6 protein-coding genes, 2 tRNA genes, 3 rRNA genes and 1 pseudogene are annotated in these 14,871 nt (G+C 41.2%); all 12 read left to right on the forward strand.

The annotated features are described in order from the left end of the window. Positions 1–29: 29 nt before the first annotated feature. The 12 genes and pseudogenes from yaaA to MHI22_RS16260 all read left to right on the forward strand — a co-directional run bounded on the left by yaaA (position 30) and on the right by MHI22_RS16260 (position 14,764). Positions 30–254, forward strand: coding sequence for a S4 domain-containing protein YaaA (yaaA, locus tag MHI22_RS16205; protein ID WP_036119572.1), 225 nt, complete (start codon positions 30–32; stop codon positions 252–254). A 3-nt stretch (positions 255–257) separates the two neighbouring features. Beyond that, on the forward strand, positions 258–1,373 hold the full coding sequence (gene recF / locus MHI22_RS16210; RefSeq protein ID WP_036119574.1) for a DNA replication/repair protein RecF: 1,116 nt from the start codon (positions 258–260) through the stop codon (positions 1,371–1,373). 92 nt (positions 1,374–1,465) lie between these two features. Next, positions 1,466–3,400: a DNA topoisomerase (ATP-hydrolyzing) subunit B gene (gyrB, locus tag MHI22_RS16215; RefSeq protein ID WP_051891598.1), complete on the forward strand. Its 1,935-nt coding sequence runs from the start codon at positions 1,466–1,468 to the stop codon at positions 3,398–3,400. Positions 3,401–3,425: 25 nt separating this feature from the next. Beyond that, positions 3,426–5,894 (forward strand): DNA gyrase subunit A, encoded by a 2,469-nt coding sequence (gene gyrA / locus MHI22_RS16220; RefSeq protein ID WP_036119576.1) that lies wholly within the window; start codon positions 3,426–3,428, stop codon positions 5,892–5,894. Between the two features lie 142 nt (positions 5,895–6,036). Beyond that, on the forward strand, positions 6,037–7,119 hold the full coding sequence (locus tag MHI22_RS16225) for an HD-GYP domain-containing protein (RefSeq protein ID WP_036119578.1): 1,083 nt from the start codon (positions 6,037–6,039) through the stop codon (positions 7,117–7,119). Between the two features lie 429 nt (positions 7,120–7,548). Continuing rightward, positions 7,549–9,100 (forward strand): 16S ribosomal RNA (locus tag MHI22_RS16230). A gap of 94 nt (positions 9,101–9,194) precedes the next feature. Beyond that, positions 9,195–9,271, forward strand: a tRNA-Ile gene (locus MHI22_RS16235). Positions 9,272–9,283: 12 nt separating this feature from the next. After that, positions 9,284–9,359 (forward strand) — tRNA-Ala (locus tag MHI22_RS16240). 104 nt (positions 9,360–9,463) lie between these two features. Then, positions 9,464–12,391: ribosomal RNA gene (locus MHI22_RS16245) — 23S ribosomal RNA — on the forward strand. A 191-nt stretch (positions 12,392–12,582) separates the two neighbouring features. Further along, positions 12,583–12,698: ribosomal RNA gene (gene rrf / locus MHI22_RS16250) — 5S ribosomal RNA — on the forward strand. Together the 16S, 23S and 5S rRNA genes with 2 tRNA genes alongside form the textbook arrangement of a ribosomal RNA operon. A gap of 169 nt (positions 12,699–12,867) precedes the next feature. Next, a pseudogene (tnpA, locus tag MHI22_RS16255) lies at positions 12,868–13,174 on the forward strand (IS200/IS605 family transposase); the annotation flags it as partial. Positions 13,175–13,870: 696 nt separating this feature from the next. Further along, the gene (locus MHI22_RS16260) at positions 13,871–14,764 is read left to right on the forward strand and encodes a patatin-like phospholipase family protein (RefSeq protein ID WP_036124545.1); all 894 of its coding nucleotides are present in this window, start codon (positions 13,871–13,873) and stop codon (positions 14,762–14,764) included. Positions 14,765–14,871 lie beyond the last annotated feature (107 nt).

A 14,871-nucleotide genomic window follows, 5' to 3' on the forward strand; every position in this document is an offset into this window, starting at 1 on the left:
GACAGTCTGTATTCGGAGGGAAACACACTATGCAGGACATTAAAATTGATGAGGAGTTCATCACGTTAGGGCAGCTTTTAAAAATCACTGATGCCATTAGTTCAGGTGGCATGGCCAAGTGGTTTTTACAAGAAAATGCTGTATATGTAAATGGAGAAGTAGACGATCGTCGAGGTCGAAAATTACGTGACGGAGACGTTATAAATATTCCCGGATGTGGTCGCTTCCAAATCGTAGGACCAGCTGGACAATAAATTATGTATATTGAGCAAATAAAACTTACAAATTATCGTAACTATGATGCCTTAGCTTTAAACTTTTCTCCAAAAATTAATGTTTTTATTGGTGAAAATGCTCAAGGAAAAACAAATGTTATGGAGTCCATCTATGTTTTAGCAATGGCTAAATCCCATCGAACAACGAACGATAAAGAATTGATACGTTGGGATTCAGACTATGGTAAAATAGAAGGGGCCGTTAAAAAAAGGCATGGTATTTTACCAATCGAACTTACGATTACAAAGAAAGGTAAAAAGGGCAAGATAAATCATATAGAGCAAAGTCGCCTCAGTCATTATATTGGTCAAATGAACGTTGTTATGTTTGCGCCAGAAGACTTGAACGTTGTAAAGGGGAGTCCTCAAATACGCCGACGTTTTATTGATATGGAGATTGGGCAAATTTCGCCTGTCTATTTACATGATTTATTGACCTTTCAAAAAGTTTTAAAACAACGTAATCATTTCTTAAAGATGAATCAAGGCAAGTCCATGTCAAATGATGTGATGTATGAGGTCTACAATGAACAATATATTCATGCAGCTACCCAAATTATTCGTAAAAGATTTCAATTTATGGATTTATTGCAGGAGTGGGCAGAACCTATACACGCAGGCATATCACAAGGTAAGGAAACACTGGTTATAAAATATCGTACGGTAGCTGGTATTGAAAAAGAACACTCTACCAGTGAAATTGAAAATACTTTACATCAAAAATTGATTGAAGCGAGAGAACGTGAATTTGACAGGGGTGTGACACTTGTTGGCCCACACCGTGATGATTTGCAGTTTTTAGTAAATGGCTATGATGTTCAAACTTATGGCTCTCAAGGACAACAACGTACAACTGCATTGTCTTTAAAGCTTGCTGAAATTGAATTAATTAAACAAGAAACAAAAGAAACACCCATACTACTTTTAGATGATGTTTTGTCGGAACTCGATGATTATCGTCAATCGCATTTATTAAATACCATTCAAGGTGAAGTCCAAACCTTTGTAACAACTACAAGTGTGGATGGAATTCATCATGAAACGATGGAACAGGCTCAACTGTTCCACGTGAAACAAGGTGCGATTGAAAAAAGTTAGCCAGGGTAGTTTTTTAGATTACAAAAGAATGGTAATAGTCAGCTCGGTTGACTGTTCATTCATTTACACACAATGATGTTATGAAGGAGTAGATGAAAGCCGTGGCTATAGAGAACGAAGGTTTACAAAACCAAGCTTATGAAGCCGATCAGATACAGGTACTAGAAGGTTTAGAGGCAGTACGTAAAAGACCAGGGATGTATATCGGTTCAACAAGTTCTAAAGGGCTTCACCATTTAGTATGGGAAATTGTTGATAATAGTATCGATGAAGCTCTTGCAGGATTTTGTACAGATATACAAGTAACAATTGAAAAAGAGAACTGGATTCGCGTAGAAGATAACGGTCGAGGTATTCCAGTTAGCATTCAAGAAAAAATGGGTAAGCCAGCTGTTGAAGTTATTATGACAGTTTTACATGCTGGTGGTAAATTTGGCGGTGGAGGCTATAAAGTTTCTGGTGGTCTTCATGGAGTTGGGGCATCAGTGGTGAATGCACTTTCTGTTGAAACAATTGTTCAGGTTCATCGTGAAGGTCATATTCATGAAATTAAGTTTGAACGTGGGAAAACTGTTCAAGAATTAATGGTGATCGGTGAAACAAACCACAATGGTACAACAACGCGATTTAAAGCTGATCCAGAAATTTTTAAAGAAACGACTGTTTATGAATATGATATTTTAGCTCATCGTATTAGAGAATTGGCTTATTTAAATCGTGGTATTAAGATTACGATTGCTGATGAACGAGAAGAAGAGGTTCGTTCAACTACATATCACTATGAAGGTGGTATTCGATCTTATGTTGAGCATTTAAACCAATCTAAAGAGCCAATCCATGATCCAATTGATGTTCTTGGAGAGAAGGATGGCATCTCAGTGGAAATTGCTATGCAATACAATGCTGGATTCTCCTCTAATATTTTTTCATTTGCTAATAATATTAATACGTATGAAGGCGGTACACATGAGTCTGGTTTTAAAACAGCCCTTACACGTGTTATTAACGACTATGCTCGAAAAAATGGATTGCTTAAAGAATCTGATGCCAATCTTACAGGCGAGGATGTACGTGAAGGGTTAACAGCTATTGTTTCTGTTAAACATCCAGATCCACAATTTGAAGGACAAACGAAAACAAAGCTAGGGAATTCAGAAGTAAGTCAAATTACTAATTCATTATTCTCAGATGGCTTTGAACGTTTTATGTTAGAAAATCCAACTGTTGCTCGTAAGGTAGTAGAAAAAGGTTTAATGGCTGCCCGTGCACGTGTAGCAGCGAAAAAGGCACGTGAATTTACTCGTCGTAAAAATGCACTTGAAGTATCAAGCTTACCGGGTAAATTAGCTGACTGTTCTTCTACTATCCCCGCTGATTGTGAAATTTATATTGTTGAGGGTGATTCAGCCGGCGGTTCGGCTAAATCTGGACGTGACCGTCACTTCCAAGCGATTTTGCCTTTACGTGGTAAGATTCTTAACGTTGAGAAAGCTCGACTAGATAAAATTTTATCGAATGCGGAAATTCGTGCAATGATTACAGCATTCGGCACAGGTATTGGTGAAGAGTTTAATTTAGAAAAAGCTCGTTATCATAAAATCATTATCATGACAGATGCCGATGTCGATGGAGCACATATTCGTACATTACTTTTAACATTCTTCTTCCGTTTCCTTCGACCACTTATAGAAGCAGGCTATATTTATATTGCACAGCCACCACTTTATCAAGTGAAACAAGGTAAGCATATTGAGTACTGCTACGATGAAGAAACATTAAAAGAAATTATAGAACGACTACCAAAAATGCCAAAACCAAATGTGCAGCGTTATAAAGGTCTTGGTGAAATGAACGCTGAGCAACTTTGGGAAACAACAATGGATCCAGAGTACCGCACATTATTACAAGTAGAATTAGATGATGCAATTAAAGCTAACCAAGCATTTGAGCGTTTAATGGGCGATGAAGTTGAACCTCGTCGTCAATTTATCGAGGAAAATGCCGTATACGCTAATTTAGATATCTAATTTTTCTTGAGAGGAGGTCTACACTTTGTCAGAACAAGAACGCTCCGGTGTTAAAGGAGTTAATATCACAGAAGAAATTGAAACATCCTTTCTTGATTATGCAATGAGTGTAATTGTATCGCGTGCATTACCTGATGTACGTGATGGATTAAAACCAGTTCATCGTCGTATTTTATATGGGATGCAGGAATTAGGTAACACCGCAGATAAAGCTTACAAAAAATCAGCACGTATTGTTGGGGATGTAATGGGTAAGTACCATCCACATGGTGACTCATCCATTTATGATGCAATGGTACGTATGGCGCAAGATTTTAGTTATCGTTATATGCTTGTTGATGGTCACGGAAACTTTGGCTCTGTTGATGGTGATGGAGCAGCAGCCATGCGTTATACAGAATCACGTATGTCTAAAATAGCTATGGAAATGCTTCGTGATATCAATAAAGATACAATTGACTACACTGATAACTATGATGGATCAGAAAAAGAACCAATTGTTTTACCAAGTCGCTATCCAAACCTTTTAGTGAACGGTGCTGCGGGAATTGCCGTTGGTATGGCAACGAATATTCCTCCTCACCAGTTAGGAGAAACAATTGATGCTGTTATAGCACTTTCTGAAAATCCAGCCATTACTACTGAGGAGTTAATGGATATTATTCCAGGTCCTGATTTCCCTACTGGAGGATTGATTTTAGGGCGTAGTGGTATTCGCAGAGCTTATGAAACTGGACGTGGTTCCATCATTATTCGCGCGAAGGTGGAAATTGAGCAAAAGTCAAATGGTAAGGAGACCATTCTTATTCATGAATTACCTTACCAAGTGAATAAGGCTAAGCTTATTGAAAAAATCGCAGAGCTTGTACGTGATAAAAAAATAGATGGTATTACAAATTTACGTGATGAATCTGACCGTCGTGGTATGCGAGTAGTCATTGAAGTTCGTAAAGATGCCAACGCTAATGTAGTTTTAAATAATTTATATAAACAAACAGCTATGCAATCAAGCTTTGGTATCAATATGCTGTCATTAGTAAATGGTCAACCAAAAGTATTGGGCTTAAAAGAAATGCTTTACCATTATTTAGAGCATCAAAAGGTAATTATTCGTCGTCGTACAGAATTCGAACTTCGAAAGGCTGAAGATCGTGCTCATATTTTAGAAGGCTTACGAATTGCACTCGATCATATTGATGAAATAATTGCCATCATTCGTGGTTCGCGTAGCGGCGAAGAAGCAAAGCCGCAATTAATGGAGCGTTTTAGCTTATCAGAGCGCCAGGCTCAAGCTATTTTAGATATGCGTTTAGTTCGCTTAAGTGGATTAGAACGTGAAAAAATTGAAGCAGAATACCAAGAGCTTCAAATTCTTATTGCGGATTTAAAAGCAATTTTAGCGGATGAAGAAAAAATTGTGGATATTATTCGTACTGAAATTTTAGAGGTGAAAGAACGTTTTAATGATATACGCCGTACTGAGATTACATCTGGTGGTCTAGAAATGATTGAGGATGAGGATTTAATTCCTGTTGAAAACTCAGTTGTTACTTTAACACATAATGGCTATATCAAGCGTTTAGCTGCGAATACATATCGTAGTCAAAAGCGTGGTGGTCGTGGTGTACAAGGAATGGGGACAAACGAAGATGATTTTGTAGAGCATCTAATGAATACCTCTACCCATGATACAATTTTATTCTTTACGACCAAAGGTAAAGTATTTAGAGCAAAAGGATATGAAATTCCAGAGTTCGGTCGTACCGCTAAAGGATTACCAATTGTAAACCTACTCAACATAGATAAAGGTGAAAAAGTAACAGCCATGATTCGCGTTGGATCGTTTGATGAAGATGCTTACTTTATCTTTACGACGAAAACAGGTATTACGAAACGTACACCTGTCTCACAATTTGCTAACATTCGAACAAATGGTTTAATAGCTATTAGCTTACGAGAAGATGATGATCTTATTTCTGTACGTCTAACAGATGGAGATAAGCAAGTGATTATTGGTACACGCGATGGTATGCTCGTTCGTTTCCAAGAAGATGACATTCGTTCTATGGGTCGTACAGCTGGTGGAGTGCGAGGCATTAAGCTACGTGATGGTGACGAAGTAGTAGGCATGGAGATTGTTGAACCAGGGCAAGAAATTTTAGTAGTTACTGAAAAAGGTTACGGTAAACGTACTTCTGAAGATGAATATCGTTTACAAAGTCGCGGTGGTGTAGGTCTGAAAACCATCCAGATTACAGATAAAAATGGACCTATGGTAGCTGTGAAAACAGTTGATGGTTCTGAAGATCTCATGCTTATTACAATCAACGGTATGTTGATCCGTATGGATATCAATGATATTTCATTAATTGGACGTAGTACGCAAGGAGTTCGTTTAATTCGATTAGGAGACGACGAATTAGTTGCGACTGTAGCTAAAGTTGAAAAAGCTGAAGAGTCTCCAGAAGACGAAGAAGATGAAATAGAGGAATAATTTCAACCGATGACGACAGAATTACATGTCGTTCATCGGTTTTTTTTACGTAAATAATGAAAAATAAGTAATTATTTAGAATTCCATGATAAAATGAAGATACCTTATTTGAAGCAAGAAACAGTGGAGAGGTGTTCATTTCGTGGAAACTATATATGTTCCGATTTCAGAGTTAGGCGTTGGTAAAGTAATTTCTGAAGATATTTTTGCTAATACACAGTATCCAATCATTTTTAAAGATACGATGATTTCCTACGTACATTTGCAAGTATTTCATGCGTTTAATATTTTCAACGTCCCCGTTTATAAAAATGAAAACGATACTCGAGTAGAGAAGAAAGAAAATGATGTTGAGGTTGTGATAGAAGAAATACCGACTTTTAGAAAAGTCTATAATAATTCTGTTGAACAATTCAAAAAAGAATTTAAAAATTGGGAAGCCGGAGCAAAAGTAGATATTGCCAAGGCAAGGACAATTATTTTACCTCTAGTAGAGATGGTCCTAGATGATCGTACAATTATATTTGATTTAAATGAGTATTCAAATGCGAAAGACTACTTGTATCACCATTGTGTTGCAACTGGTTTGATTTCCGCAGTGATTGCTCAAAAGCTTGGTTATGATAGAGGGATTACCATTCAAGTTGCAATAGGTGGTTTATTAGCTGATTGTGGTATGGCTAAAGTACACCCACGTATTAGAGATAAGAAGACACCTTTAACAGAGCAAGAGTATGATGAAATTTATAAACATCCAATTTATAGCTATAATATGGTAAAAGATTTAACGATTTTAAAGGAGACAATGAAAGAGGCAATTTTCCAACACCATGAACGTTTAAATGGAAGTGGTTATCCGAAAGGTGAAAAGATCGCTAATATCTCAATTTTTGCTCAAATTATAGCTGTGGCAGATGTCTTTCATGCTATGACATGTGAACGAGTATATAGATCAAAACAATCTTCATTTAAAGTTATAGAAATGATTAATGAATCTGAGTTTGGGAAGTTCGATATTAAAGTAGTACGTGCTTTAATCGATATTGTTGCAGATCTTCCTATAGGTACGATTGTTGAACTGTCTAATTTGGAACGTGGTGAAGTAATGTTTGTAAATAAATTTGCACCAACACGTCCACTCATTAAATTAATCCATTCAGGAGAAATTTTCGATTTAGGAAAAAATCGTAGTTTTTATATTTCACGAATTATAACAAGTCTTTAAAAATATTAGGGCAAACCATATATTATGGCTTGCCATTTTTTGACCCTTAATGCCATTAGTAAAGTATGTGTCCATGTTGAGTATAGTTTGCATCTTCTTTACTAAGTGTCTGGATAGTATATTTCTATAAAATAACAGACAATATTAATCCATTAGGTAGTAGTCTTATTTGCTATGATGGTGTTTAAACGCATTTAATTATATTGCATTTAAATATTTTCGGAGAAAGTGTTGACATAGTTTTAGAATCTTGATATTATAAATGAGTCGCCAAGAGGTGACAGTGAAATAATGAACATGAACCTTGAAAACTGAACAAGCAAAACGTAATCAATAAAGTTTTTAGTAACTAACCTTGGTTAGTGAACAAAACAAAATTTTGGACATCAAAATGATGCCAGCAAAACAATTTGAGCTATTCAAATTTCTTTTATGGAGAGTTTGATCCTGGCTCAGGACGAACGCTGGCGGCGTGCCTAATACATGCAAGTCGAGCGAACAGAGAAGGAGCTTGCTCCTTTGACGTTAGCGGCGGACGGGTGAGTAACACGTGGGCAACCTACCTTATAGTTTGGGATAACTCCGGGAAACCGGGGCTAATACCGAATAATCTGTTTCACCTCATGGTGAAATACTGAAAGACGGTTTCGGCTGTCGCTATAGGATGGGCCCGCGGCGCATTAGCTAGTTGGTGAGGTAACGGCTCACCAAGGCGACGATGCGTAGCCGACCTGAGAGGGTGATCGGCCACACTGGGACTGAGACACGGCCCAGACTCCTACGGGAGGCAGCAGTAGGGAATCTTCCACAATGGGCGAAAGCCTGATGGAGCAACGCCGCGTGAGTGAAGAAGGATTTCGGTTCGTAAAACTCTGTTGTAAGGGAAGAACAAGTACAGTAGTAACTGGCTGTACCTTGACGGTACCTTATTAGAAAGCCACGGCTAACTACGTGCCAGCAGCCGCGGTAATACGTAGGTGGCAAGCGTTGTCCGGAATTATTGGGCGTAAAGCGCGCGCAGGTGGTTTCTTAAGTCTGATGTGAAAGCCCACGGCTCAACCGTGGAGGGTCATTGGAAACTGGGAGACTTGAGTGCAGAAGAGGATAGTGGAATTCCAAGTGTAGCGGTGAAATGCGTAGAGATTTGGAGGAACACCAGTGGCGAAGGCGACTATCTGGTCTGTAACTGACACTGAGGCGCGAAAGCGTGGGGAGCAAACAGGATTAGATACCCTGGTAGTCCACGCCGTAAACGATGAGTGCTAAGTGTTAGGGGGTTTCCGCCCCTTAGTGCTGCAGCTAACGCATTAAGCACTCCGCCTGGGGAGTACGGTCGCAAGACTGAAACTCAAAGGAATTGACGGGGGCCCGCACAAGCGGTGGAGCATGTGGTTTAATTCGAAGCAACGCGAAGAACCTTACCAGGTCTTGACATCCCGTTGACCACTGTAGAGATATAGTTTCCCCTTCGGGGGCAACGGTGACAGGTGGTGCATGGTTGTCGTCAGCTCGTGTCGTGAGATGTTGGGTTAAGTCCCGCAACGAGCGCAACCCTTGATCTTAGTTGCCATCATTTAGTTGGGCACTCTAAGGTGACTGCCGGTGACAAACCGGAGGAAGGTGGGGATGACGTCAAATCATCATGCCCCTTATGACCTGGGCTACACACGTGCTACAATGGACGATACAAACGGTTGCCAACTCGCGAGAGGGAGCTAATCCGATAAAGTCGTTCTCAGTTCGGATTGTAGGCTGCAACTCGCCTACATGAAGCCGGAATCGCTAGTAATCGCGGATCAGCATGCCGCGGTGAATACGTTCCCGGGCCTTGTACACACCGCCCGTCACACCACGAGAGTTTGTAACACCCGAAGTCGGTGAGGTAACCTTTTGGAGCCAGCCGCCGAAGGTGGGATAGATGATTGGGGTGAAGTCGTAACAAGGTAGCCGTATCGGAAGGTGCGGCTGGATCACCTCCTTTCTAAGGATTATTTCGGAATACAAACCTAGGGTTTGTAAGATTACGTTTTGCGTTCAGTTTTGAAGGTTTATTAAATAATATAAAACTTCCAAGAGGGCCTATAGCTCAGCTGGTTAGAGCGCACGCCTGATAAGCGTGAGGTCGATGGTTCGAGTCCATTTAGGCCCACCATATATACCTCTTGGGGCCTTAGCTCAGCTGGGAGAGCGCCTGCCTTGCACGCAGGAGGTCAGCGGTTCGATCCCGCTAGGCTCCACCAATCTTTGTTCTTTGAAAATTTGTTCTTTGAAAACTGGATAAAACGACATTGAAATTGTAACAAACACATTTATTTTTTAAGTTTTTTTATAGGCTTAATAACTTGGTTAAGTTATTAAGGGCGCACGGCGAATGCCTTGGCACTAGGAGCCGAAGAAGGACGGCACTAACACCGATATGCTTCGGGGAGCTGTAAGTGAGCTTTGATCCGGAGATTTCCGAATGGGGGAACCCACTACGTTTAATCGCGTAGTATCTTGACGTGAATACATAGCGTCTTGAAGGCAGACCCAGGGAACTGAAACATCTAAGTACCTGGAGGAAGAGAAAGAAAAATCGATTCCCTGAGTAGCGGCGAGCGAAACGGGAAGAGCCCAAACCAAGAGGCTTGCCTCTTGGGGTTGTAGGACACTCAATACGGAGTTACAAAAGAGCGAGTTAGATGAAGCGACTTGGAAAGGTCCGCCAGAGCAGGTAAAAGCCCTGTAGTCGAAAGTTCGTTCTCTCCTGAGTGGATCCTGAGTACGGCGGAACACGTGAAATTCCGTCGGAATCCGGGAGGACCATCTCCCAAGGCTAAATACTACCTAGTGACCGATAGTGAACCAGTACCGTGAGGGAAAGGTGAAAAGCACCCCGGAAGGGGAGTGAAAGAGATCCTGAAACCGTGTGCCTACAAGTAGTTAGAGCCCGTTAATGGGTGATAGCGTGCCTTTTGTAGAATGAACCGGCGAGTTACGATTACGTGCGAGGTTAAGCTTTAGAAGGCGGAGCCGCAGCGAAAGCGAGTCTGAATAGGGCGAAATAGTACGTGGTCGTAGACCCGAAACCAGGTGATCTACCCATGTCCAGGGTGAAGGTAAGGTAACACTTACTGGAGGCCCGAACCCACGCACGTTGAAAAGTGCGGGGATGAGGTGTGGGTAGCGGAGAAATTCCAATCGAACTTGGAGATAGCTGGTTCTCTCCGAAATAGCTTTAGGGCTAGCCTCGTGATGAGAATACTGGAGGTAGAGCACTGTTTGGACTAGGGGGCCATCCCGGTTTACCGAATTCAGACAAACTCCGAATGCCAGATATTTATACACGGGAGTCAGACTGCGAGTGATAAGATCCGTAGTCAAAAGGGAAACAGCCCAGACCACCAGCTAAGGTCCCAAAGTAATCGTTAAGTGGAAAAGGATGTGGCGTTGCACAGACAACCAGGATGTTGGCTTAGAAGCAGCCATCATTTAAAGAGTGCGTAATAGCTCACTGGTCGAGTGACGCTGCGCCGAAAATGTATCGGGGCTAAACGATTCACCGAAGCTGTGGATTGACATCTACGATGTCAGTGGTAGGAGAGCGTTCTAAGTGCGTTGAAGTCAGACCGGAAGGACTGGTGGAGCGCTTAGAAGTGAGAATGCCGGTATGAGTAGCGAAAGACGGGTGAGAATCCCGTCCACCGTATGACTAAGGTTTCCTGAGGAAGGCTCGTCCGCTCAGGGTTAGTCGGGACCTAAGCCGAGGCCGATAGGCGTAGGCGATGGACAACAGGTTGATATTCCTGTACCACCTCCTCACCGTTTGAGAAATGGGGGGACGCAGTAGGATAGGGTAAGCGCGCTGTTGGTTATGCGCGTCCAAGCAGTAAGGCGTGTGTGTAGGCAAATCCGCACACTGTAACGTTGAGCTGTGATGGCGAGTCCGTATGGACGAAGTTCCTGATTTCACACTGCCAAGAAAAGCCTCTATCGAGGTGAGAGGTGCCCGTACCGCAAACCGACACAGGTAGTCGAGGAGAGAATCCTAAGGTGTGCGAGAGAACTCTCGTTAAGGAACTCGGCAAAATGACCCCGTAACTTCGGGAGAAGGGGTGCTCTTGAGCGTGCAAGCGCATGAGAGCCGCAGTGAATAGGCCCAGGCGACTGTTTAGCAAAAACACAGGTCTCTGCAAAACCGTAAGGTGACGTATAGGGGCTGACGCCTGCCCGGTGCTGGAAGGTTAAGAGGAGTGGTTAGCGCAAGCGAAGCTGCGAATTGAAGCCCCAGTAAACGGCGGCCGTAACTATAACGGTCCTAAGGTAGCGAAATTCCTTGTCGGGTAAGTTCCGACCCGCACGAAAGGCGTAACGATCTGGGCACTGTCTCAACGAGAGACTCGGTGAAATTATAGTACCTGTGAAGATGCAGGTTACCCGCGACAGGACGGAAAGACCCCGTGGAGCTTTACTGTAGCCTGATATTGAATTTTGGTACAACTTGTACAGGATAGGTAGGAGCCAGAGATCTCGGAGCGCCAGCTTCGAAGGAGGCGTCGGTGGGATACTACCCTGGTTGTATTGAAATTCTAACCCATGCCCCTTAGCGGGGCAGGAGACAGTGTCAGGCGGACAGTTTGACTGGGGCGGTCGCCTCCTAAAAGGTAACGGAGGCGCCCAAAGGTTCCCTCAGAATGGTTGGAAATCATTCGTAGAGTGTAAAGGCACAAGGGAGCTTGACTGCGAGACCTACAAGTCGAGCAGGGTCGAAAGACGGGCTTAGTGATCCGGTGGTTCCGCATGGAAGGGCCATCGCTCAACGGATAAAAGCTACCCCGGGGATAACAGGCTTATCTCCCCCAAGAGTCCACATCGACGGGGAGGTTTGGCACCTCGATGTCGGCTCATCGCATCCTGGGGCTGTAGTCGGTCCCAAGGGTTGGGCTGTTCGCCCATTAAAGCGGTACGCGAGCTGGGTTCAGAACGTCGTGAGACAGTTCGGTCCCTATCCGTCGTGGGCGTAGGAAATTTGAGAGGAGCTGTCCTTAGTACGAGAGGACCGGGATGGACACACCGCTGGTGTACCAGTTGTCTTGCCAAAGGCATCGCTGGGTAGCTATGTGTGGACGGGATAAGTGCTGAAAGCATCTAAGCATGAAGCCCCCCTCAAGATGAGATTTCCCATTACGCAAGTAAGTAAGATCCCTCAAAGACGATGAGGTAGATAGGTTCGAGGTGGAAGTGTGGTGACACATGGAGCTGACGAATACTAATCGATCGAGGACTTAACCAAAAACGTTTGAACCATTCAATGAACCGTTTATCCAGTTTTGAAAGAACAAAACTTTCAATAAAAAAAGAGCTTCAAGACACAAGTAGAACAAGGAAGCAAACGAGTGATTGAAGGAGCGTACTTCTGTACGTGACTGATTGAACGAGAGCAGCTGACGCAGTAATACGCCGTGTATTGAAGGTCGACCATAGTCTAGTGATGATGGCAAAGAGGTCACACCCGTTCCCATACCGAACACGGAAGTTAAGCTCTTTAGCGCCGATGGTAGTTGGGGGCTTCCCCCTGTGAGAGTAGGACGTCGCTAGGCAATAGAAACAGTCAGCTGTGTGCTGGCTGTTTTTTTATTTTTGTATCTTTTGAAAACCCCTTGCTATGCGAGGGGTTCTAAAGAGCTTCTAGCTATGGACAAGAAAAAATCCCCAATCGTATAATGAATTCTGGTCTGGTCAACCGACTTCGTACGAAAGGGGATCCAAATAGATAACAAGAGTTTAGCACACACAACATGGAATTGTAAGTATCACATTGTCTTTGCGCCAAAATATAGAAGGCAGATTATTTGTGTACAAATTAAAGTTAATATAGGGAGAATCCTTTGCTAGTTAGGTGAAAGAAAAGGAGCAGAAATTATCGAAGCAACAGCCTGCCCTGATTATATTCATATGTTGGTGAGTAATTCTCCAAAATTAAGTGTTTCATATGGGTTATTTGAAAGGGAAAGGTAGTTTAATGAAATTTGATTGACAGGCGAATCTGAAATACAAATATATTAACAGGGAGTTTTGATGTCGTGGATATTATGTAGATACAGTAGGAAGAAACAAAAAACATTCAGAAATATATAGTCAATGACAACAGTATTCTTGAGGATCAAATGATCATGAAGGGTTGTTCGTGCATAAAAATCTTGACTAATTTAAATTTATTTTCAGCTATATGTATGGAATGTCCTGTGCGCTTCCTTTCTCTACTATGACATAATAAGACCAATTATATTTTTGCATAAATCGTTACACTATTTTTTTGTTGGTAGATTTCTGAAAAATGTAGTGATTTCACCTTAACCATAACGAAATGTATGGCCTGCCCTTACCTTACCTGACTGTTTCGCCTCTTTCTCCTCTACGAATTGTTTCAATAGCATTTTAACTGTGTATGTTTTATATTCAGTTCCTCTAGTACTTGTTTTACTGGTATACAAGCAACTTCATTTCATTTGTCCTCATTTTACTTCAAATGGGTAACTTACTCTTAATAGCCATAGAAAAAACGTCTCTCTTAATTAATAGGTCAGTATGTACTAATTACCTTCCTTTTGTGAAATCCCTTTTATTCCGTATATTAGAAAAAATCCAATTTGATCATAAACAAAAGTTGTTAACCATGTTTTAGGTTTCGACAATAAAGTATAAATTTTAGTTCTAATCATCATTACCCTCTCTTATACTGTAAAGATTACATCAAAAAGGAGAGGAAATTTTGTGGATTGATGGCGTTTTTTCTGGTGGTGGTTTGAAGGGATTTGCCCTGGTTGGGGCATATCAAGTACTAGAAGCTGAACATTTTCGTTTTAAACGTGTAGCTGGTACAAGTGCAGGTGCAATTTTAGCTGCGTTTATTGCTGCGGGATATAGCGGTAAAGAGATCGAAGCTATGCTAGAAGAATTGGATGTACCTTCATTACTGGATCCTAGAAGAACAATATTACCTTTCCCTTTTATGAAATGGATAAATGTTTATAATCATTTAGGTCTTTATAAAGGAAAGGCATTAGAAAAATGGTTTTTTCAAAAATTAGCTGCAAAAGGTGTATATACTTTTGGAGATTTGCCTAAAGATTCACTAAAATTAGTAGCTTCAGATTTGACCAATGGTAGAATGATTGTTTTACCAGATGATCTACACAAATATCAGATTGATGCGAAGAACTTTTCAGTTGCTTGTGCACTACGTATGAGTTGTGGTATACCATTTTTCTTTGAACCAGTTACCTTAAAAACTGGCAAAGGAGAATCAGTAATCGTGGATGGTGGGGTTTTAAGTAATTTCCCATTATGGATATTTGATGATAAAGAAGGTCGAAAAGTACGACCAATTTTGGGTTTGAAGCTAAGCAGAAGGAGAGAAGAACAATGTCCGCAAGAAATTAAAAATGGCCTAAACTTATTTGAAGCATTATTTTCAACTATGAAAGACGCACATGATGAGAGGTATATATCAAGGCGACATGAAAGAGATATTATCTTTATTCCTGTAGAAGATTATAGTGCAACTCAATTTGATTTAAATGAGGAGACAAAAGAAACTCTTTTAGAAATAGGAAGAAATCGTACAATTCAATTTTTACGGAATTGGCCAAGGTTGAAATTTTAGTTCGTTTAAAATTATTTATATAAAACTATTGACCAATAATAAATGAGGTGTTATTATATAAAAGTTGCTGTTGAGATAAGCAACTACTAAAATATAAAAATAAAATA

Source organism: Lysinibacillus sp. FSL L8-0312, assembly GCF_038003285.1.
Taxonomy (GTDB): Bacteria; Bacillota; Bacilli; order Bacillales_A; family Planococcaceae; genus Lysinibacillus; species Lysinibacillus fusiformis_D.